At 58.1% G+C, this 21,751-nt stretch carries 20 protein-coding genes; 4 read left to right on the top strand and 16 right to left on the bottom strand.

Going from position 1 to position 21,751, the window contains the following annotated elements; genetic code table 11:
• Window positions 1–502 precede the first annotated feature (502 nt).
• From accD to A6A03_RS11130, 4 genes are all read left to right on the top strand, one after another.
• Window positions 503–1,423 carry an acetyl-CoA carboxylase, carboxyltransferase subunit beta gene (gene accD, locus A6A03_RS21050; RefSeq protein ID WP_066787955.1) on the top strand — a complete coding sequence of 307 codons (921 nt, stop codon included), beginning with the start codon at window positions 503–505 and terminating at the stop codon, window positions 1,421–1,423.
• Window positions 1,424–1,441: 18 nt separating this feature from the next.
• A complete protein-coding gene (locus A6A03_RS21045; protein WP_066787952.1) occupies window positions 1,442–2,290 on the top strand; it encodes an acetyl-CoA carboxylase carboxyltransferase subunit alpha in 849 nt (282 codons plus the stop codon).
• Window positions 2,291–2,493: 203 nt separating this feature from the next.
• Window positions 2,494–3,735: a cellulase family glycosylhydrolase gene (locus A6A03_RS11135; protein ID WP_066787949.1), complete on the top strand. Its 1,242-nt coding sequence runs from the start codon at window positions 2,494–2,496 to the stop codon at window positions 3,733–3,735.
• A gap of 236 nt (window positions 3,736–3,971) precedes the next feature.
• Complete coding sequence (locus A6A03_RS11130; RefSeq protein ID WP_066787946.1) at window positions 3,972–5,189, top strand: hypothetical protein; 1,218 nt, start codon at window positions 3,972–3,974, stop codon at window positions 5,187–5,189.
• Here A6A03_RS11130 and A6A03_RS11125 read toward each other — a convergent pair.
• The 16 genes from A6A03_RS11125 to A6A03_RS11050 all read right to left on the bottom strand — a co-directional run bounded on the left by A6A03_RS11125 (window position 5,181) and on the right by A6A03_RS11050 (window position 21,740).
• The gene (locus A6A03_RS11125) at window positions 5,181–6,302 is read right to left on the bottom strand and encodes a glycosyltransferase family 4 protein (RefSeq protein WP_082908962.1); all 1,122 of its coding nucleotides are present in this window, start codon (window positions 6,300–6,302) and stop codon (window positions 5,181–5,183) included. The two genes, A6A03_RS11130 and A6A03_RS11125, sit on opposite strands and share 9 nt — an antisense overlap.
• A gap of 36 nt (window positions 6,303–6,338) precedes the next feature.
• Window positions 6,339–6,893, bottom strand: a complete 555-nt coding sequence (locus A6A03_RS11120) for a serine O-acetyltransferase (protein WP_066787943.1) — start codon at window positions 6,891–6,893, stop codon at window positions 6,339–6,341.
• Between the two features lie 18 nt (window positions 6,894–6,911).
• Window positions 6,912–7,913 carry an exopolysaccharide biosynthesis glycosyltransferase EpsD gene (epsD, locus tag A6A03_RS11115; protein WP_066787939.1) on the bottom strand — a complete coding sequence of 334 codons (1,002 nt, stop codon included), beginning with the start codon at window positions 7,911–7,913 and terminating at the stop codon, window positions 6,912–6,914.
• A 4-nt stretch (window positions 7,914–7,917) separates the two neighbouring features.
• Complete coding sequence (locus A6A03_RS11110; RefSeq protein ID WP_066787963.1) at window positions 7,918–8,460, bottom strand: acyltransferase; 543 nt, start codon at window positions 8,458–8,460, stop codon at window positions 7,918–7,920.
• A 150-nt stretch (window positions 8,461–8,610) separates the two neighbouring features.
• On the bottom strand, window positions 8,611–9,573 hold the full coding sequence (locus A6A03_RS11105; RefSeq protein ID WP_082908961.1) for a glycosyltransferase family 2 protein: 963 nt from the start codon (window positions 9,571–9,573) through the stop codon (window positions 8,611–8,613).
• An 18-nt stretch (window positions 9,574–9,591) separates the two neighbouring features.
• The gene (locus A6A03_RS11100; RefSeq protein WP_066787936.1) at window positions 9,592–10,533 is read right to left on the bottom strand and encodes a glycosyltransferase family 2 protein; all 942 of its coding nucleotides are present in this window, start codon (window positions 10,531–10,533) and stop codon (window positions 9,592–9,594) included.
• A 44-nt stretch (window positions 10,534–10,577) separates the two neighbouring features.
• On the bottom strand, window positions 10,578–11,291 hold the full coding sequence (locus A6A03_RS11095; protein WP_066787933.1) for a polysaccharide deacetylase family protein: 714 nt from the start codon (window positions 11,289–11,291) through the stop codon (window positions 10,578–10,580).
• A gap of 12 nt (window positions 11,292–11,303) precedes the next feature.
• Window positions 11,304–12,305, bottom strand: a complete 1,002-nt coding sequence (locus A6A03_RS11090; protein WP_066787929.1) for a glycosyltransferase family 2 protein — start codon at window positions 12,303–12,305, stop codon at window positions 11,304–11,306.
• 14 nt (window positions 12,306–12,319) lie between these two features.
• Window positions 12,320–13,477: a DegT/DnrJ/EryC1/StrS family aminotransferase gene (locus tag A6A03_RS11085; RefSeq protein WP_066787926.1), complete on the bottom strand. Its 1,158-nt coding sequence runs from the start codon at window positions 13,475–13,477 to the stop codon at window positions 12,320–12,322.
• Window positions 13,474–14,487 carry an SDR family NAD(P)-dependent oxidoreductase gene (locus tag A6A03_RS11080; RefSeq protein WP_066787924.1) on the bottom strand — a complete coding sequence of 338 codons (1,014 nt, stop codon included), beginning with the start codon at window positions 14,485–14,487 and terminating at the stop codon, window positions 13,474–13,476. The genes A6A03_RS11085 and A6A03_RS11080 overlap by 4 nt, the downstream gene beginning before the upstream one ends.
• A gap of 58 nt (window positions 14,488–14,545) precedes the next feature.
• Window positions 14,546–15,664 (bottom strand): DegT/DnrJ/EryC1/StrS family aminotransferase, encoded by a 1,119-nt coding sequence (locus tag A6A03_RS11075; RefSeq protein WP_066787920.1) that lies wholly within the window; start codon window positions 15,662–15,664, stop codon window positions 14,546–14,548.
• Between the two features lie 59 nt (window positions 15,665–15,723).
• Window positions 15,724–16,734 carry a Gfo/Idh/MocA family protein gene (locus tag A6A03_RS11070; protein WP_066787917.1) on the bottom strand — a complete coding sequence of 337 codons (1,011 nt, stop codon included), beginning with the start codon at window positions 16,732–16,734 and terminating at the stop codon, window positions 15,724–15,726.
• A gap of 581 nt (window positions 16,735–17,315) precedes the next feature.
• Window positions 17,316–18,551 (bottom strand): metallophosphoesterase family protein, encoded by a 1,236-nt coding sequence (locus A6A03_RS11065; RefSeq protein ID WP_066787913.1) that lies wholly within the window; start codon window positions 18,549–18,551, stop codon window positions 17,316–17,318.
• An 83-nt stretch (window positions 18,552–18,634) separates the two neighbouring features.
• Window positions 18,635–19,633, bottom strand: coding sequence for an ABC transporter ATP-binding protein (locus A6A03_RS11060; RefSeq protein ID WP_066787911.1), 999 nt, complete (start codon window positions 19,631–19,633; stop codon window positions 18,635–18,637).
• Between the two features lie 60 nt (window positions 19,634–19,693).
• Window positions 19,694–20,710: an ABC transporter ATP-binding protein gene (locus A6A03_RS11055; protein ID WP_066787909.1), complete on the bottom strand. Its 1,017-nt coding sequence runs from the start codon at window positions 20,708–20,710 to the stop codon at window positions 19,694–19,696.
• 37 nt (window positions 20,711–20,747) lie between these two features.
• A complete protein-coding gene (locus tag A6A03_RS11050) occupies window positions 20,748–21,740 on the bottom strand; it encodes an ABC transporter permease (protein ID WP_066787906.1) in 993 nt (330 codons plus the stop codon).
• Window positions 21,741–21,751 lie beyond the last annotated feature (11 nt).

Raw genomic sequence — 21,751 nt, 5'->3', positions numbered from 1 at the left:
CATGTCTTCCCTCCGTCGTGGCCAAGGCGGCCCGACGGAGCCATCGGCTGCGGTGGACGGCAGCCCGATGGTGAGACCAAACATCGTTCTCGCTTGCAATCGCGTGAGTTGTCAAGGTACGACCGGCCCGACGGCGAAAAAAAGCGGAGCAGGCAAACTGCGCTGCGCCGGATGACGACGGGCCATTTGGTGCGGAGCGTGCCACGCGGGCCGTCCTCCGTGTCAACCGCGGTGCGATTGACGATGGGGAGTATAGCAACTCTTGCCCGATTTGTCAAGCGGCGCAAGCTGCCGGCAATACATGGTTCTTTTTTGGCTTTCTAGTCAGCTAAAACGCTTTTATCCCGCTCGCGTTGCAGTTTAGTTCGATCGCGCAATGTCAATCAGATCTCACAGATACACCCTCTTTACGGCTCATGCTATAATACATGGCAATAACGCCACTGTGAATAAAATCACCAGCAGACGCGCGCATGTGCGCCAAGTGAAAGCGTAGGGAACAGTGAAAGAGTTCTTCCGCCTCAGCCGAAAAGGGTTTACCGGGCCTGATGATCAGGACAATGCCCAAATCCCGGACGATCTGTGGGTGAAGTGCAGCGAGTGTCGCGAGTTGATTTACAAGAAACAGCTCAACGACAATCTCAAAGTCTGCCCGAAGTGCGGTCATCACATGCGCCTTAGCGCCCACGAGTGGATCGGTCTGCTCGATGTCGGATCGTTCCGCGAGATGGACGCTAATCTGTTGCCGACCGACCCGCTCGGTTTTGTCGCTGCTGATGAGAGCTATGCCGCCAAATTGGCCAAGGCCCAGCAGCGCACCGGTATGGCTGATGCCGTGATTTCCGGTGTCGGCGCGATTAGCGGTATGAAACTGTGTGTCGCCGTCGGTGATTTCTCGTTTATGGGTGCGTCAATGGGTAGCGTCTATGGCGAGAAGATGGCCCGCGCCGCCGAGCGCGCCGCTGAGCTGGGGGTGCCGTTGCTGACGATTAATACCTCAGGCGGCGCGCGCCAGCAAGAGGGTGTGATCGGCTTGATGCAGATGGCCAAGGTGACGATGGCGCTGACCCGCTTGGCGGATGCCGGCCAACCCCATATCGCCCTGTTGGTTGACCCATGCTACGGTGGTGTGACTGCCTCGTACCCGTCGGTGGCCGATGTGATTATCGCCGAACCGGGTGCTAACATCGGCTTTGCCGGCAAGCGCCTGATCGAGCAGATTATGCGCCAGAAGTTGCCTGCTGGTTTCCAGACGGCTGAGTTTATGCTCGAGCACGGGATGATCGATATGGTGGTGCCGCGCAGTGAGATGCGTGATGTGCTGGCGCGCCTCCTCAAGCTCTACCAGCAGCGACCGGCTCCGGCAGCTAGAACCGATCAGCTCGCGGCGCGCCGCGCCACTCTCCCACAGCCGATTATGTAAGATCACGCGAGGCACGGTATGGAAGAAACTCCTCCCCAACAAACGATGACGCCGTGGGATCGCGTGCAGTTGGCGCGCCATCCGCAGCGTCCGCATACGCTCGACTATATCGCCGCGCTCTGCGAGGATTTTGTCGAGTTGCACGGCGATCGACGGTTTGGTGATGATCCGGCGATGGTCGGCGGGATGGCGACGTTTGCCGGCCAGACGGTGATGGTGATCGGCCACCAGAAGGGCAACGATACCCGCGAGAATATGCGGCGCAATTTCGGTATGCCCCACCCGGAAGGCTACCGCAAGGCGCAGCGCTTGATGCGCCACGCTGAGAAGTTTGGGTTGCCGGTGATTTGCTTTGTGGATACCCCCGCCGCCGATCCGACCAAGAGTTCGGAAGAGCGCGGCCAAGCGAATGCGATTGCCGAAAGCATTATGCTGATGACGACCTTGCGGGTGCCGAGCATTGCTGTCGTCATCGGCGAGGGTGGTAGCGGCGGCGCCTTGGCGATCAGTGTCGCCGATCGCATTCTGATGCAAGAGAATTCGATCTATTCCGTTGCCCCGCCCGAAGCAGCCGCTTCGATCCTCTGGCGCGATGCCGCGAAGGCGCCTGAGGCTGCTAAGGCCCTGAAGTTGACCGCCGCCGATCTCTTCGAGTTGCGCATTATCGATGAGGTGATTCCAGAACCACCCGGCGGCGCGCATACTGACCGTCTCGCCGCGATTACTGCGGTCGGCGAACGGCTCCGCTTCCATCTGGCCGATTTGCAGCAGCGTGATCTCGAGACGCTGATGCGTGAACGGTACCAAAAGTATCGCTCGATGGGCCAGTATCAAGAGCAGCAGATGGATTTCTTCGCTCGCCGGTGATGCGATATGACGAGGTTAGATGAGATAAGGCTAGAACGGGCGGGTTACAAACCCGCCCGCTCTGTTTCCATCTGCTCTCGCCATCGCACACATGAGCAATGTTTTTAGTACTATATGCCTATGCTGCACATGATGACATTTTGTTCATCAGATGGTAGAGTAGCCAAGGGTGACGCCATAACGACACAAGAAAAGACGTATCAATGGCTCATACACGATGGTTTGTCCTCGTGGCTTTCATTCTGCTGAGCGTCGTTGCTACTCTGCCTGCTCCCGCCTTGTCACAGGCATGTCCAGCCGATCGCTCGCATCTTATTCCCCGCTTTGGCGGACGTTGGTTTCTCGTTGGGGCAAATGTGCCATGGCTCAACGGTGGTTATGGCGCTGATTTTGCCACGGTAGAGGAATGGAGTCAACACACCTACGACCCTAACGCTACCCGGGCGATGTTGCGCGCCTTGCGTCAACAAGGAGCTAATACGGTGCGCTGGTGGCTTTTTGCTGATGGGCGAGGCGCACCTGAGTTTAACGCAAACAGCGGCGGCGCCGTCACCGGGCTCGATGCCAATTTCTTGCCGAGCCTTGCCAACGCCATTCAGATCGCAGCCGAAGAGGATATGTATCTCGTTTTGAACCTCTGGAGCTTCGATATGCTGATGGCAGACTCGACGGTATCTGGACGAGGCGAGCATGCTGGCGGCCATCGCGATCTGATTGTTGAAAGCGCCAAACGCGCGTCATTTATCAATAACGCGCTCTTGCCGATGCTGAGCTACCCGGTAGGCGCTAGCGGCTATACCATCGGCACCCATCCTCACGTGTTGGCATGGGATATCTTCAACGAGCCGGAATTTGGCATTAACGAGCCGCCTCATTTTGCTCCAGCGAGCGATATTTCCCAACCAGTGACGCTGGCTCAAATGCAACGGTTTATCGCCGAGCTTTCTGGCGCAATCCATCGCCATTCCAATCAGTTGACCACCGTCGGCAGCGCATCGATGAAGTGGAACAGCACCGGCGCTCTCGGCGCTGCCGGTAATTTCTGGAGCGACGCCGCACTGACCGCTTACGATCCGCAGGGTTATCTCGATTTCTACCAGATCCATTACTATGGCTGGATGAACGGCGATGAACGCTATTGGAGCTATTCGCCGTTATTTATTGACTGGTATGAAGGCCAATTCGATAAGCCGGTGGTGATCGGCGAAGCGCCAGCTAACGCAGGCGGCACCAACCGCACCCCAACCCAATTGCTGGCCGAGTTGCGCGCTAATTGCTACGCCGGTGCGTGGGTATGGCCCTATTTCAATGTCAGCGATAATACCGGCCAATGGTCAGATGCCGCCGCCGCCGTCAAAGCCTTGACCGATGCGTTTCCAGCCGAGATGCGGATTGTCAAAACAGCGCTCACGCCGCGCGTCTACATTCCATTGGCATTGCGCTGAGGGGGCAATCAATCTTGTTGAACTGTACGTGAACCGGCCAATAATGCTCTGTTAGGGTGGATACAGTTTGGTTTTAGCATTACTTGCAGTGATAAACAGCGACGTTTCTTATAGGAGCGATCTGGCGTTGCTATTTACCCTCCCCCCTCCGGCACGCGATCGCTCCCCAAGCGGCAATGACGCCCTCAGATCCGGTTCGTCCGGTCTGAGGGCGTTATCACATAACGGAGGTTTGCATGCAGCGACGACTATGGCTGCTCACTGCTAGTCTGATGTGCTTCAGCGCTTTGCTCTGGGTGATGTGGCAGCCATCACCCGCCGTTGTAGCTAATGGCGGCAATCGCCAGTTTATACCGTTGATTGTCAAACCAGCTACCTTCACTGAAACCTTTACCGGTGAACCATCGCGACCACAAAGCTGGAATCCGGCCAACTGGGATGTCACCGTTCATTCGCGTGATGTCAATACGTGGTATCAGCTTGAGCCGATGGCGGCTGAACATGGCGCAGATTGCGCGCCAGCGCCGGCGACGCACACGATTAGCGCGTATGAGGAGGCAGTCTATCTTTGCCGCAATCATCTCATGACGGCCATAAAAGCCAGTGGTTACGGGATGGTCTATCTCACGCCAGATCATTTAGTTGATTTTAGCGGCGGGACTGCTACAATCCGTTTTGACGTGTCAACCCTGCGCACGAGTCTGCGTGATTGGATTGATATTTGGATCAGCCCTTACAATGATCATCTCCAACTTCCGCTTGATATGGATGTTGATTTAAGCGGGCCGCCGCGTAATGCGGTGCAGGTGCGCATGGATCTCAGCGGCAATTACTTTGACGTGGTAGTCTATCGCAATTTCCAGCCTACCGTCATTGATGGCGCGCCGATCCCGTATGAGCGCTTCCTCGATCCGAGTCCAACGCGCCGCGACACATTTGAATTGCAGCTTTCGCGCACAAGCGTAAAGTTTGGCATGCCGGCGTACAATTTTTATTGGGTTGATACGCGCATTGCCGATCTTGGCTGGAGCCAAGGCGTGGTCCAGTTTGGCCATCACTCGTACAATCCGCTGAAAGATTGCGCCACGTGCCGGCCGGGCACGTGGCACTGGGATAACGTGACGATAAGTCCGTCACAACCATTTACCATGATTGCCGCCAATCGCCGGTTTGTCGATCGAGCTAATCCAACGGTCACACTAACAGCGCCGGCGCCGGCAAATGCGCGGCTGCGTTTTGCCGGCATTGGCCCGAATCTACAAGTGCGGTTTGATGGCGGCGCTTGGCAAGCCGCGCAGGTGCAGGCGCATAATACGAGCTACTTCAAAGATGAACATTTTCGCAGCTTCTGGATGCCGATCCCAGCCGGCGTGACCCGAATCGAGTTCCGCGGCGATCGCTGGTGGGGTGGTGATTGGCACGCCCGTGACATTAGTGTCTGGGCTTTACCCTGATGATCGCTCGCGGTTTGCCTGCGCTTGACATCGTTGCCCATCGCGAACGACGTGAGCCATCAGTTCAGCGATTCGGGCCGCGTTGTGGATCACATCAAAATGCTGTTCGGCGTGACGCCGGGCGGCGTGCGCCATCCGCGCTCGCGTCTCAGGCTGATCGATCAGGAGTTGCAGACGGGCAGCAAGGGCTGCTGGATCGTCTGGCGGTACCAGAAACCCATTGCTGCCATCATGCACAATATCGGGCAACCCGCCGATCGGTGTGGCAATGACGGGCACGCCGCACGCAATCGCTTCGACGGCAGCGATGCCAAACGCTTCCGCGTGGGTCGGGAAGACAAAAATATCGGCTTGCTGGTAGAGTTCGATCAATTGCGGTGCATTGGGGGGCAGGTTGCGATAGATGAACATCCGCTCCGCCGGTTCGACCGCACTCCGCGTCACGATATGCACTTCCACTTCTGCCGAGGTCTTGATTAGGCGCAGCGCTGCCAAGAGGGTTGGCCCGCCTTTCCGCTCAAAATCGCCGCCGACGAAGAGGATGCGCAACGAGTCGGTGGCGCGATCACGCTGTGGTCGCCACCGCGAGAGATCAATGCCGGGAGGAATGACGCACACCCGCTCTGGAGACACGCCATACTCGCGTATGAGCGCCTCGCCTGCCCACCGCGACCATGGCAAGACCCATGCTGCGCGCTGAAATAGCCGGGTATTGAGCCAATGCTTCACGGCGGCCAGCGGGCCTGCTCGATCGGCGCGATGCTGGTACAATGCCGCCATCGCGTCATACTGGCGCGGCGTAATATCGGTGGCGAGCAGATAGGGCCGGCGATGTACCAGCTTGCCGGCCAATGCCGCCGGCACTTGGGTGTTAAAGAGCGCTACATCATACGTGGCCGCGCGCAACGCTTGCCGTACCTGTTGCCGTCCGCGCCACATTCCGCGCACGTTCGCAGGCAATGGCAGCCGCTCGATCCATCCACTCTCGTCGTAATAGGTGATGTTGGCCCACTGTGCCGTGATCTGCGACTGGTGAGCAAAGCCGAATCGTAGATTCTCGGCGTAGGTGCGATGGCCAAGATGTTGTTCCAGAACAAAAAGCGCTTGTATCATCTCCGCTTGCGCTTTCTAGGAGCCAACGCACATACGCTATGCGTTTACCCGTTCAGGCGCTGCCGGCCTGCCATCGATCTTCACGACACGCGCCGGTATCCCAACTACGGTTGCGCCTACCGGCACATCGCGCGTCACCACGGCGTTGGCGCCAATGCGAGCGCGATCACCAATTGTAATCCCGCCTAAGACTCGCGCTCCGGCGCCGATAAACACATCGTCGCCGATCACGGGAAACTCCCACTCGTTGCGCATCCCAATCGTGACCGCGGCGACAATTGTGCAGTTGCGGCCAATGCGCTGCGGCGCAACGACCGTGCCGATGGGATGGGCAATGTACAAGCCGCCACCAATGTCAGCGCCAACCACAATTTCAAGACCGTAGCGCCGGTACAACCTTCGCTGCACATAACCGGGCAGAAATGGGAGGCCGCGTTGCTTGCACCATGATCCGAAGCGGAACCAGAGCATGGCGCGGAGCGGGAAATGGCGAAAGAGGAGCGCCAATAGTTGCCGCCAACTCAACGGCGCGGTGCTGATTTGTCCCGGCACAACCCAGCGCCGGGCATCTTGCAGAAAGAGCTCCCACATACGCTGCATCCCTTCATGTCATACCTGTGCGGCGGTGATGGTCGTTTCTGGGGCGAAAAAGCGATCGCGCCCGCCTAGTTCATCGGCGACGCCCTGATAGTAACGAAGGTTGAAGATGGCGCTGTAAATAGGCCGGCTGCCCCGTTCGCCCAACACACGATGCGCCAGTAATGCCAAGCGCGGCATAGTCGCCAATGCCACGGCACTAGCCCGTGGCCGGTCAAGCAACACCCGCACTAGCCAGCGTGTCAACCAGTTGCGCTGGCTGAATTCGCGCCGGACAAATCCTAGCAGATCGACTTGTTGTTCGCGTCCAAAGATGATGTCATTGCGCCCGTATGTATACGGCGTCGCCAGCCACGACGCGAAACTGCGTTCGGCATAATGGTACCCGGCAGCTTGTGGCGCAAATACGAACTCAACTCCTAGTTTACTCAGGCGGTAAGCTAATTCGATGTCCTCGGCTCGGCGGAATCGCTCGTCAAAGCCACCCGCAGCCATCACAAGCTGGCGGGCCAATGAGGTGTTGCCGGTGTAGAACTGGCGCGCCGTCGCCGGCCAAACCCCGCTGGTCATAGCCCGATATTGCTTTTCGAGCATGGCTTGTTCCCATGCTACCCATGGTGACAAGCAAGCATCAGGAGGGGTAAGCATCGGGCCTAGCACGACCCGGTTGGCTCGTTCCTCGTGCAGACGCAAATGTTCGGCAATCAGATTGGGGGCTGGCACAACATCATCGTCGAGAAAGAGCACCAGTTCGCCCCGCGCCGCCGCCACTCCCCGATTGCGCGCCGCTGCCGGTCCTGCATTTGCCTGCTGAATGAAGTTCAGGCGGAATGGCATGTGCGCCTGCTGGCAATAAGCTGCCGTGCCGTCGGTTGAGCCATCAGAGACAATCACAACCTCAAACCGATCAGGCGCGTATGTCTGCACAGCTAATGCCGCCAGCACTCGTTGCAGGCGCGCTAACCGGTTGTAAGTTGGAGTCACGACACTTATTGTTACCGATTGCTCGTTCATACACTCACAACTGCCGGATCACGCGCGCCGGCACCCCGGCAGCGAGCGATCGCGGCGGAATACTCTTTGTGACTACACTCCCAGCGCCGATCACGCTCCCGGCGCCGATCGTTACTCCGCTTAAGACCGTTACTCTTCCCCCCAACCATACATTCTCTTCTAACACAATCGGCGCCGAAGGAGGCCGCTCTTGCCGCCGTTCCGGTTCGAGCCGGTGAAAGTCATTGTCCATGATCATGGCATACGTGCCGATATTACACCGTGGTCCGATCCGCACTAGCTCGGTGGCGGCAATCGAGCAACCGTAATTGATGAACGTTCCGTCACCAATTTCCAGCCGCGCACCATGCGCGACCGCTAATTCCAAAGGTACCACCGTCGAAACCAAACGCGCTCGTTCCCCGATCACCAACTGGCCATAATTGTGAACGACCGGACGCCCCCACAGTCGCACTCGTAGCCCTAGTTCGGCGTTGCGTAGATACCAGCGCGCTCGCAGCACGGCAAAAATGTCACTTATGATGTCGGATAACGGGCGTGATGGCATGGTCTCGATGTCCTCTACGCTCATCATCACCTTATCGAACCGAGATGAACAATCGCTAAATAGACTTATCACCTGCGTTAACAATATCGTCGCTCGTTTCTAGACACATTTGTATTATCTCCGCGTGAGTCTTTACACGTTTAACCCCTGCTACGCACTACTGCTGCGTAGCGCGATAGCCAACGGCACTTCCGCTGCGCGAGCATCGGCATGCAAACGGCGCAACTGCTCGCCGCTGACGAATCCTTCATGTGGCGGCAAACGAAAGCCATCCCAAAAGCCGCGCAACCGTTGACCAGCGTAGAACAGCTCGCGCCGATCACCGCGCAGCGTTTCCGGCAGAGTGCTCAGGATGCGCTTGACTTCACGGGCGAGAAACCAAGCTCCCGCAAACAGATCGCCGCGGCGGGTGAAGCGGCCAAAGTTGCCGCCGTTGCCGTACTGATAGCGCGCAAAGAGCGTTTCGGCTTCGGCGTGCGAGCGGAAGCCATGCGTATGCACGACCTCAATATGCGGGCAAATCTTGTATCGAGCGCCACTGCGCACAACTCGCCAGCATAGGTCGGTATCGTCGGAAGCGCGCAACCGGCTGCCGGGGCCGCAGAACTCATCATATCCGCCCACCCGATCGAACAGACGGCGCCGCATGCTGAAATTAGCCCCAGAAGCATGGAGTGGAAAATGCCAGCGCGAGAGGTATGGCCAAGCCTCGAATGCCGGTGTGTAACCGCTGTCTGGATCGTACGGCGGCGCGGTGAGCTTTCCAGCGATGAAATCAAGCTCTGGATCGGCGCTGAACTCGGCGACAATCTGTGCCAGCCAGTCGGGTTGTACTTCAACATCGTCGTCAATCAAGGCAATAATGTCGCCCCGACTGGCGGCAATGCCCAAATTACGCGAACTTGCCGCCCCAAAACCGGGCCGCCGGTTAAGCAAATAGTGAAAGCGCGGATCGTGCCAGAATGGTTCGAGCATTAACGCGCTGGTATCATCAGGGCTTTGATCAACCACAAAGAGTTCAAAGTTCTGATAGACGCTGCGAAAGACGCTCTGCACGGCATCGCGTAGCGGTTGTGGCCGTTGTTTGGTTGGAATGACAATTGAAACCAGCATACATTTCTGCTCCACAAATTACAACAACCGCTCAACAGTGGATGTGGCGGCGATCGACCGATACACCAACCGTTCCCGATCAACCGAATGAGCTAAACCTCGCACGCACCCCCGTATCAGCGCAACCAGTCGCCCTAATCCTCGCGGACGGCGCAACCGAAGCAGCGGCAGTAACGGTTCGAGCAAAGCCGGCACCAACAATTCGTACCCTAACACGACCACAGCTCGCCAATGCCCCGCCTTCAATGGCTTGATATACGCTGCGCCTAACCCTTCCCAGTCACGTGCAGCCAATTCACGTGCTTCGGCCCACGTGCGAAACCCGTCGTGAATGACGTAGGTAGCTGGCGTCTCGATGACATACCAGCCATGGGCAATGGCTCGCAGGGCAATATCAGCGTCTTCGGCGGAAGGAAACTTGCCGCCGGCTCCTAACGCTTCATCAAACCCGCCTATCGCCAGTACGGGATCACGCCGCACCGCCATGCCCGCCCCAATACCACGCGCCCGGCATTTCCCGAGAAAGCTCTTCACCACCGTTCGCTGTTGGCGTTGATAGGCTGGAATAAATCCGGCGCTCGCATCGTGCGGCCCCGGTAGCACATTGCAGAAGAGTACTGCTGCCTGTGGCTCGTGCTGAAATTCTTCTTCAATCACCCGCAGCCAATTGGCCGGCACGCGGCAGTCGTCATCGGTAAAGGCGACCAATGGCCCATGTGCCAGTTGTAAGCCGATGTTGCGCGCTATTCCCAAGCCTTTGGTAGCCGTCGCGATATACCGTAACCGGCGATCACGCTGAAAACGACGGAGTGCTGTGGCAGTTGTCGTATCGGTGCTTTGATCAATGACGATCAATTCAAATGCCGGATGATCGTTGGCGAGAATGCTTTCAACCGCAACTACCGCGCTCTCACCTCGATTGCGGGTGCAGATGACGGCGCTCACCGTTGGTATCCTCATACACTTCTTGCCCCCTTGCGCTTCACAATGTCGCCGTGAATCTATCATTCGCCATACGCTGGCAATCCTAGCAGTTCCGGAATAGTGACGATCTCGTACCCTTCGTCCCGCAACCAAGGCACTAAGCTGCGCACTGCCCGCGCAGTTTCGGTTTTGTTCCACCGAATCTGGTTCGAGACCGAGTCGTGCATCAGGATGATTGAACCGGGTTTTACCAACGGCTTGATCTGCGCCACTAATTGTTCTGCCGGCACTTCCGGCACTTTCCAATCATCAGGGTAGATGTCCCACCCAATCACGGCATATCCCCGTTGCTGCAACCGCCGCCCTTCCCATGGCGTCAACCAGCCCCACGGTGGGCGGTAGAGGCGTGGACGGCGCCCGATGACTTGCGTAATCGCATGTGTCGCCGCATCGATGTGGTCGCCGCCGCTCAACATCAGACCGGCTTTACGGCTGTGCATCATCGAGTGATTGCCGATCACATGGCCCTCGGTAAAGGCGCGTTGGACGACATCCGGGTGCCATTGCACGCTGAGCCCGACGCAAAAGAAGGTCGCTTTAACGCCAAGCTCGCCCAGCGTATCGAGGAGCAGTTCGGTGCTGGGTTTGCTCGGCCCATCATCGAACGTGAAAGCCACTGCGCGCCTTGTACGCGGTCCATAGTTGTGATAGTAGCCAAACCCGCCATATGGCGGGCTGAGCAAAAGGTTTCCCATCTGATCAATCGCGTTGGTGAGGGTTGTCCGCACATTCATGCTACACCTCATTCAGACCGAGACCGTCGCTTGTTCGGCTACAGCCGGTTGTGCGCGGCGAAACAGCTTGTCGTAGAGCTTTGCGCCGAGCAATGCACGCAGGGCAATGGCTACTGAACCTTTTTGCAGGATGGTCTCCCACGGGCTAACCTGTAACCCGACACGGTAGAACTGCCAACCGAGCCGCATATTGCCGCTAAAGACGGCATCAGCCGCAAATGAAATCAAGGCCCGCTGTCGCGCTTTGCGGTACAGCCATTGCTTTTGCCGCCGCTCCTCTGCCGGCATTAAGCTAAATGTCCAATCAAAGATGCGGAAGAGTTCGTAGATCGCGTTCCGCAACGCGGTGGGGTCTTTCGACATACTCGATGGGTGCCGGCGGTAGGCGTAGAGCATCTCATCAATGTAGGCAATATCGCCAACGTGGCATAACCCTAACCACATTTGTGCGTCGAGCGACCAGCGTAAGGTTGGGTCGTAGCCGCCAAGCGCCTCGTACGCGCTTTTGCGAATCATTGTGCCGCTATGCTGTGGGTAGCCTTTGAGCAGAAAATCGGCAAAGACTTCCTTCCCATCGCGTACATAACTGCGTTCTGCTGCCCGGCTGACAAAACTCAGCGTTTGTTCGTCAGCGTAAAGCCCGTACGCGCTGAATGCCATCACCACCCGCGGATTCTGTTCCAGCGCCTCGACTTGGCGGGCAAAGGCATGCGGCGAAACCACCCAGTCATCGGCTGAGATGACACTCAGGTATGTGCCGCGCGATTCTTGCATACCCTCAATGAGCGACGCAACAAAGCCTTTGTTTTGCTCGTGGTTGATCAGTCGCACTCGCGGATCGCTCAGATATGGCGCTATGACTTCGAGCGAGTTGTCGGTGGAACGGTCATTGATCACAATCACCTCGAAGTCACGAAAACCTTGCTGGAGTATTGAGTCGAGACAATTGGGGAGGAAGCGAGCGTAGTTGTAGTTTAAGACCGTGACTGACACCAACGGTGCGTTGCCTTGCATAGCCAGCTCCTCTATCAGCGCACGCAGGCTGCTGCTAATGTTTCGACCACATAGTCTTGATCTTCGGTCGTCATTTGTGGATAGAGCGGCAACAGGATGCTGCGATCTTGACCGTATTCCGAATGTGGCAAATGGTACCCCTCTGCGCGCCAATATGGTTGTTCGCGATGCGCGCACATAATGCCGCGCCGGGTGGCGATACCGTGGTCGAGCATATACTGCATCACTTCCCGCTGATTGCACCACTCCGGCAGATAGATCGGGTAGCTCTGCCAGTTGGTGCGCGCGTAGGCCGGCTCGGCCGGTACCCCAACCCCCGGAATGGCCCTGAGTAGTTCGGCGTAGCGCGCCGCCAACTGTCGTCGTATTGCCACAATCTCTGGCAAGCGCCGCAATTGCTCGCGCCCGACGGCAGCCTGTATGTCAGTCATACGGTAGTTGTAGCCTACCACGTTGTATTCTTCAAAAATCACCTGATTGGCCAGATGGCGCACCCGGTCATTAACGCTCATCCCATGCTGGCGCAAGAGGCGGCACAAGTTGGCATACTCGGCATTGTTGGTCGTGAGCATGCCGCCATCGCCGGTGCTCAGCACCTTGCGCGGGTGGAACGAGAAACAGGCGATCACACCGTGCGGTTTGCCAATCTTCTCCCAACGCCCCTCCCACCAGAGTTCGCTCCCGATCGCGCAAGCGGCATCTTCGATCACCGGCAAGCTATGAGCTTCCGCCACCGCCAAGATGCGCGCCATATCAGCCGGCATCCCCATCTGATGCACAGTCAAAATCGCTTTGGTGCGCGATGTGATCGCCGCTTCAATTTGCGCCGGATCCATATTGTGCGTCGCTGGCTCGATGTCAACGAAGACCGGTTCGGCGCCGCAATAACGCACGCTGTTTGCGGTAGCAATATACGAATGGCTGACGGTGATCACTTCATCGCCGGGACCAACGCCTATCGCCAACAGGGCAAGATGCAGTGCAGTGGTGCAATTCGAGACGGCTACTGCATGCGCGGCGCTGGTATAGGCGGCAAACTCTTGCTCAAAAGCGGCCACTTCCGGTCCTTGCGTGATCCACCCCGACAAAATGACGCGCTGAGCCGCTTCGGCTTCGGCAGAGCCCATCACCGGTTTGGCCAGTGGAATCTGGCGCTTGGCTGTCGTTGTCATAGCCGGGTAATCTCCTCTTTTTTCCAATTGTGAACCCGCTCTTCGCTCAACAGAGCCTCGATCGCCACACCACGCGATAGATACCATTCGCGCAGCCGCTGCAACCCTTCGCGCAACGAGACGGTTGGCGCAAAGCCGAGCACCTGTTGCGCCCGTGAGCTGTCGGCATAGAGCCGCAACACATCGCCCGGGCGCGGTTCGTCATGGATGACCGGCGCGTCGGGATGCCCTATCACTTCGGCAACGGTGCGGGCCAGCTCGTTGATCGAAATTTCCCGGCCCTGTCCAATATTAAACGTGCCGCCAACCGCGCTTTCGACCATGCCAGCCAGCAGAATGCCGCGAGCCGTATCGCTGACGTAGGTGAAATCACGGGTTTGCGTGCCGTCGCCAAAGATGATCATCGGCTTGCCAGCCATTGCCCGTAGCATGAATTTCGGAATCACCTCACCACTATCGCCTTCGTGATGGCTACGCGGGCCAAAGCTGTTAAACGGGCGCACTACCACGGTCGGATAGCGATAGCTTTCCCAGAAAGCGCGAGTGTAGCACTCGCCAGCCAGCTTGCCGCCGCCATAGACCGTCATCGGAAAGGTCGGGTGCTCTTCTGTCATCGGCGCCCAGCGCGCCGTGCCATACACCTCCGAGCTTGACACATATACAAAGCGCGGCACTTCGGCCCGGCGGGCCACATCAAGCAAGATGAGCGTGCCGGTCGCGTTGACATCATGGTTCTCGAACGGATCATGCAGACTATGGCGCACACCGAGACAAGCCAGATGGTAGACGATCTCCACCCCGCGCAGCAGGCGCGCCATCGCGTCACGGTCACGAATATCAACCACGGCCAACTCAACTTCGGCATCGTGCAGGTGGGCAAGATTGGCCCGCTTGCCATTCACTAAGGTATCAACCACGATTACCCGGTGGCCGGCGGCGGCCAGTTGCGTCACTAGCTCGCTGCCAATAAAACCGGCCCCGCCGGTGACGAGAATCCGTTTTGTGGTCATGGGTTGCCCTCGCGATATAACGATTTCGTAGGGAGGCAACAGCGCTGTACCCTATGCCCTACGAAGCTATAGCCGTAATCTGCTGCATCCAACCCTGCATCGCATTCACCACCGCCTGCTGTTGTTCGGCGGTCAATTCAGGGAACATTGGTAGTGAAAGCACTTCTGCCGCCGCCGCTTCGGCCTGCGGAAAATCACCCGCTTGATAGCCCAACTCGGCAAACGCCTTTTGCATATGCACCGGGATCGGATAGTGAATGCCGGTGCTCACGCCATGCTCGTGCAAATACGCTTGCAATTCGTCGCGGCGGGTATCGCGAATCGCATAAATGTGATAGACATGACGCCGATCAGGCAGAGCAGTGGGAGTGCGCACCCCCATCGGCGCTAGCAACACATCATAGCGAGCCGCTGCCGCGCGGCGCAACTCCGTCCACTGTTCGATATAGCCCATCTTCACGCGCAAAATCGCGCCCTGAATGCCTTCCATCCGGTAATTGAAACCCTTGAGGTCGTGATGATAACGCCGTTCGGCGCCCCAGTCGCGCAACATACGCACCGTGCGGGCCAGTTCAGGATTGTTGGTCGTCACAGCGCCGCCTTCACCATACGCACCGAGATTCTTGCCGGGGTAGAAGCTAAAGCAACCTAGATCGCCAATGCTGCCAACCCGCCGGCCCTTATATTCAGCCCCGTGCGCTTGCGCCGCGTCTTCAATCACAACCAGCCCATGCTTGCGCGCAATCGCCATAATTGCATCCATCTCAGCCGGTTGGCCGTACAGATGCACTGGAATGATCGCCTTGGTGCGTGGCGTAATCATAGCTTCGATCTGAGCCGGATCAATCGTAAAGCTGACTGGATCAATATCCGCAAATACCGGTCGTGCGCCGGTATAGTCAATCGCTGAGACAGTGGCGATAAAGGTGTGCGGCGTCGTAATCACCTCATCGCCGCGCCCGACGCCAGCAGCTAGCAGGGCCAGATGCAGCGCGCTCGTGCCGGAATTAACTCCCAAGGCATAGCGGCATTGGGTGTAGTCAGCGAATAATTCTTCAAACGCCGCTACTTCTTTCCCTAAGACAAACTGAGTGCTGGCTAGAGTATCAAGCACTGCTCGATCGACCTCTTCTTTGATCGAGAGGTACTGAGCTTTCAAATCAACAAATGGGATCATAAACTTCCCCTTTCACAATATGCGGCTGTGTTATAGCTGACTAACTATGACCAATGCACTTACTCTAACGCAATCGGTTGGCCACGATTGGTCATCGAGCGCGTTGCTGCTTCCAAAATGCGAATGACGCGCAGGCCGGCATGGCCATCCGACTGTGGCCGGCGACCATTGCGCACGCAATCCACAAAATGCTCGGCCTCGATCCGCAATGCCTCGATGTTGTCGAGCCGCGGCGCCCACATATCGCCGGTGCGGTAGCCGACATGGCGCTGGTAAACGGCATCTTCGCTCTCGCTTACAATGATGCCTTTGTCGTAGACCTTCACTTTTTCACTCATTTCAATATCGTCATAGACAATCATCTTTTCCGATCCACCAATCAGGGTCTGGCGAATCTTCACCGGTGCCATCCAATTGACATGAAAATGAGCAATCAGGTTGTTGGGGAAATAGCAGGTCAAGTAGGCCATGTTTTCCGGCTTGCCCGGCACATGCGCCATGCCAGTCGCCGCGATCATCGTTGGGCTCGCCCCAACCAGATAGTCCATAATCGACAGATCATGCACGGCCAGATCCCAAAGCACATTGACATCATTCTGGAACAGGCCCAGATTGACCCGCACCGAGTCGTAGTAGTAGAGCGCACCCAGCGCACCGTTATCGATCAATTCTTTAATCTTGCGCACGGCGCTGGTATAGATAAACGTATGGTCAACCATGAGCGTCAACCCGCGGCGCTCGGCCTCTTCCACCAGCCGCTCGGCTTGGGTGACAGTGGCCGTAAACGGCTTCTCAACCAGCACGTGCTTGCCAGCCTGCAACGCCATCAGCGCTAATTCAAAATGTGATGATACCGGCGTTGCTACCGCCACCGCATCAAGGTCAGGATTGCGCAGCATATCAGCGACATCAGCGTAGGTCTTCACCGAGGGGTAAACTTGTTCGACCAATGCGCGCCGTTCGCTTCGCTGATCGCACACCGCTACCACTCGAGCGCCGGGAACTTGGGCAAAATTGCGCACGAGATTGGGGCCCCAGTAGCCGTACCCGATAACGCCAATTCCTATCATGGTGACACCTGCCTTGATACATTTCAGAAGGAAACAACCAGAACGGTTTATGTGTCATATAGTAGGAACGTATGATGATGCAGCGGTGAATTCTAGCTAGGAGGGTATGAGAGGTTTGTTATTTTGATTGATAAATCAAAAACAGATCCAATAAATTTCAATGCCACAACATCGTTCCCTTTGTTGTAGGAATGGTATTGTGCTTGAAGATGCGGTGGGATTGGTACAATAAAGCCAACGCGCTGCAGGGCAATTCGCGGGAGCGCACCCCGCTATTCGTTTTCGTTGTGCGGGTGCGCAGCGCTCGCAGCTATCTCCTGCTCCGGCGCACACCCATAGCGTATAGGCTCCCATTCCGCTAAAGCAGGGGCTTGCGTCGCCTCGCTTTGCTCGGCTCACAATGACAGCTAGCAGGCGGCGCGCTGTTCGGTTATCATTGCGGAGATGCACAGCGCCTGAAGCAATCGCACCCTTTTGCCCGCCCAAACCCTGAGCGGGTTCCATTCGTGCTTGTAGGCGATTGCGTCGCCGCCTTGCGGCGGCTCGCAATGACAATATAACAAAGGGGGAGCGGATGAATGCTACGAACCGTGGCCCGCGTCGGCAATCAGCTCATCGGCTGCCGCCAACAACTGCGCAATGCGCTGTGGTGGCGTATTCTTGCTCTTGAGGTATAGTTCGAGCGCTTGCCGCGGCGTCAGTCCCTCTCGCAACGCTTCCGCCACCCCGGCAAAGCGTTGGCGCGCCGTTCGTTCCACATCAAACACAATGGCGGCAATCACTGCTGCACCGGCTTCGTGGAGCCACGTCCGCACCTGCTCTTCGCGCAGCAGCGGGGTTTGTTCGCGCGTGAGCTGTACTTCGACCCGCACCACGGCATCACGCACATCGTGCCGTTCGATCGCCGTCCGCAACGCCGCCGCCGGATCACTGCTCCGGCGGAGATCGCGTTCAATGCTGACAAACGGGCGCGCGTTCAATGGCACAAAGCGCCAGCGCGCTTGGCCCGGCGCTAATTCCACTAAGACGCAGCCTTTGGGTTCGTCGCGCTCGCCAAAATCGATCCGTTCGATGCTGCCGGGGTAGACGATCGGCGGCTGTTCGCCTAACGCTTGATGGCGGTGAATATGGCCCAACGCGACATAATCAACGCCGGGAAGAGTTAACGCCGAGCGCGGCAGGCTCAGATCGCGGCCAAGGATCATCGCCCGTTCTGACCCCAATTGGGCCCCTTCCACCGTGCCGTGGAAAGCAATGATGGTCGGCAGGCTGGGGTCGCGCCGCGCCACCGCCTGCTCGATAAAATCGGCCAACCGGCGACTCAATTCGTACTCGATCGTCGCAATTGACGCGCCGGCCAGCTCTTCGCGAGCCAGCAGCATTTGGCGCGTCACCCACGGCACCGCGATCAGTTGCACCTCGCCATTGCGGGTAGCAATCCGGTGCTGGCGTGGCCGGTCGGCTACCGTCACCCCTTCGAGCGCCAACGTGGCAAAAATCTCAACCGAGTGCGCTTTGCCTTGCGCCGGCGAAATGTCATGGTTGCCGGTGAGAATGACCACCGCGACCCCGGCCTCGCGCAAGCGCCGGATGCGCGTGGCGAATTCGCGCTGGACGGTCGGGTTGGGGGTGCGGTTTTTGTAGACATCGCCGGCAATCAGGCAGAGATCGATCTCGTGATCGAGGCCAATGCTAATCGCTTCATCAAGCCGGTCGAGATAGTCGATCAGGCGTGAATGCAGACCGCGGCGCGCATCTAGCGCGCCGTAGTTTTCAACCCCGAGGTGCAGATCGGCGAGATGGAGCATGCGGATCATAGGAATCACTCCATGCGGAATACAATGAGTGAGGGCGACGCACTGCGTCGCCCCTGACGTTGCCTGCTCCCTGTCGCTCGCCGCTAAAACTGGCCGGCGAAATGGCAGGCGACCCAGTGGCCCTTGCGTTTCTCTTCAAACGCCGGCTCCTGCTCTTTGCAGATGCTCTTGGCGATCCAGCAGCGCGGGTGGAAGCGGCAGCCGCTGGGAGGATTGATCGGGCTCGGCACGTCTCCCTGCAACACGATCCGCTCGCGCTTGGCCATCGGATTGGGATGCGGAATCGCCGAGATGAGCGCCTTGGTATAGGGGTGCAGCGGCTCGCGGAACAGCTCAGCGCTGGTTGTTAATTCGACCACTTTCCCCAGATACATCACCCCCACCCGATCCGAGATGTGCTCAACCACCGCGAGGTTGTGGGCAATGAAGAGGTAGGTCAGGCCAAACTCGCGCTGGAGGGAGCGCAGCAGATTCAGCACCTGCGATTGGATTGAAACATCGAGGGCGGAAACCGGCTCATCACAGACGATCAGCTTCGGTTCCATAATCAGCGCGCGGGCAATGCCGATGCGCTGGCGCTGGCCACCCGAAAACTCGTGGGGGAAGCGGGTCATGTGCGAGGCGCTCAGACCGACCTTCGCCAGCACTTCCCGCACCCGCTCGCGCCGTTCAGCCGGCGTGCCGATGCCATGGATGACCAACCCTTCGGCCACGCTCTCGCCAATCGTAATGCGCGGGTCAAGCGAAGCGTAAGGGTCTTGGAAGATAATCTGCATATCGCGGCGCAGCGCCTTCATCGTCCGGCCACTGGCCCGCATCACATCTTGGCCTTCAAAGATGACCTCACCCGCCGTTGCGCGTTCGAGCCGCAACACCGTGCGCCCGGTGGTCGTCTTGCCGCAGCCGCTCTCACCCACCAATCCGAGCGTCTCGCCGCGCTTGACGGTAAAGCTCACATCATCAACTGCGCGCACCTCAGCGATGGTGCGGCGCAAAAACCCGCCTTTAATCGGGAAGTATTTTTTGAGGTTACGCACCTCAAGCAGAGTATCATCTGCCGGTTGCACCACCGGAGTAGTCATGGTCTCGCTCCATCGTAACGTAAGAACCAAGACGTTAGGCCGCTCGGCGGCGTCTTGGCGTCAATCTTCATACAGCCAGCACCGCACGCGCCGGTTCGCGCCTAACTCGATCATCGGCGGCGGCTGGTCGCATTTCTCAAACCGCTTGCTGCACCGCGACGCGAACCGGCACCCTTTGGGCGGATTGATCAAACTCGGCACCGTACCGGGGATGACCTCCAACTCCTCGCGTTCATCGCCGAGCACCGGCATCGAGTTAAGCAAGCCGCGGGTGTAGGGGTGCTTGGGATCGGTAAACAGCGATTGCACGTCGGCATATTCAACCACCTGCCCGGCGTACATCACCACCACGCTATCGGCCATCTCAGCGATCACACCCATATCGTGGGTAATCAGCATAATCGCCGTCTCGATCTTCTCGCGCAGTTCGCGCATCAGATCAAGGATTTGGGCCTGAATTGTCACATCAAGCGCGGTCGTCGGCTCGTCGGCGATCAGCAATTCGGGGTTGCAAGCCAGCGCCATCGCGATCATCACGCGCTGGCACTGCCCACCCGATAATTCGTGGGGGTACTGGCGCATACGCCGCTGCGGGTCGGGCAACCCCACCATCGACAGCAACTCGATACACCGCTTCTGCGCCTCTTCGCCCTTGAGACCCTGATGGATTTCGAGCGTCTCGATAATCTGATCACCCACCCGGAAGACCGGATTGAGCGCCGTGGTCGGCTGCTGGAAAATCATTGCGATCCGGTCGCCGCGGATCTTGCGCATCTCTTCGGGGTCAAGGTCGAGCAGATTAATGCCGTCGAAGATAATCTTGCCTTCGACGATCCGGCCGGGCGGGCTGACTAAGCGCATAATCGAGAGCGAGGTCACACTCTTGCCCGACCCCGACTCGCCGACAATCCCGAGCGTTTCGCCGCGGCGCAGGATAAAATCCACCCCGTCAACCGCCTGCACGACACCCTCTTCGGTAAAGAAATAGGTCTTCAAGCCCTCCACGCGCAGCAGTTCAGCGCCACGCCGGCCGGTTGGGCGCGCCGCGCCCGCTACAACACGAGACTCGGTTGCCACAGCTACTCCGTATCGTTATCTTGAGCGTGCCCGCTGTCTAGCCGCGCTGGCGCGGATCGAGGGCGTCACGCAGACCATCGCCAATATAGTTAATCGCAATCGAGGCAATCAAAATCGGCATCGCCGGAATCAGCGGCATCCACGGGTACTGGAACATATAGCTTTGGGCATACCCCAGCATGTTACCCCACGTCGGCGTCGGATCTTGAATACCGAAGCCAAGGAAGCTCAGCGCCGACTCGGCAACCAGCGTGCCGTTCACGCCGAGGGTAAAATCGACGATCATCGGCGGCAGTGCATTGGGGAAGACATGGCGGAACAGGATGCGCACATTGCTCGCGCCGAGAGCGCGGGCCGACTCGATATAGACATTCTCGCGCACCGAGAGCACCATGCCGCGCATCAAGCGGGCCGTTCCCGTCCAGCCAAAGAACGCCAGCACCAAAATCACGGCGAAAATAATCCGCGCTTCGCGTTCTGAGACGGCAAAGAGAAAGGCGAGGAATGAAGCGCCCCATGCAGGCAGCGGCACCGCATTAATATTTTGCACCAAGATTGACGACAAAATCAGCAAGAGGAGCAGGGTCGGGAAGGTGGCGACAATCTCCAGAAAGCGACTAATCGCCATATCCACCCACCCGCCGAAATACCCGGCCAGCATGCCAAGGATGATCCCGATCGTTGAGGCGATCAAGGTGGCGGTAAAGGCGGTGCCTAACGATACGCGCGAAGCGTACAGCAAGCGGGTGGCGTAATCGCGCCCAAGGTGGTCGGTACCCAAAATATGCAAACCGCCATCGGCATCGCGCCCCATGGGGGTGAGGAAGCGACCGGTCAGGTTGGGTGCATCGCGCTCGTAGGGTGCAATCAACGGCGCCGCCGCCGAGAGCAACAGCAACGCGGTCAGCAACCCGACGCAGAACATCGCCAGCCGGTGGCGGCGAAAACGCCGGAAGACAATTGCCCACTGCCCTTCCGATCGTCGGGGAGCAGCCTCTTCGAGCGGCACGGCAGTCGTGCTAGTGGCCATGCAACTTCTCC

Source organism: Chloroflexus islandicus (assembly GCF_001650695.1).
Taxonomy (GTDB): domain Bacteria; phylum Chloroflexota; class Chloroflexia; order Chloroflexales; family Chloroflexaceae; genus Chloroflexus; species Chloroflexus islandicus.
The sequence above is the reverse complement of the archived record's forward strand: the minus strand, read 5'-3'. Positions and strand labels throughout refer to the sequence as shown.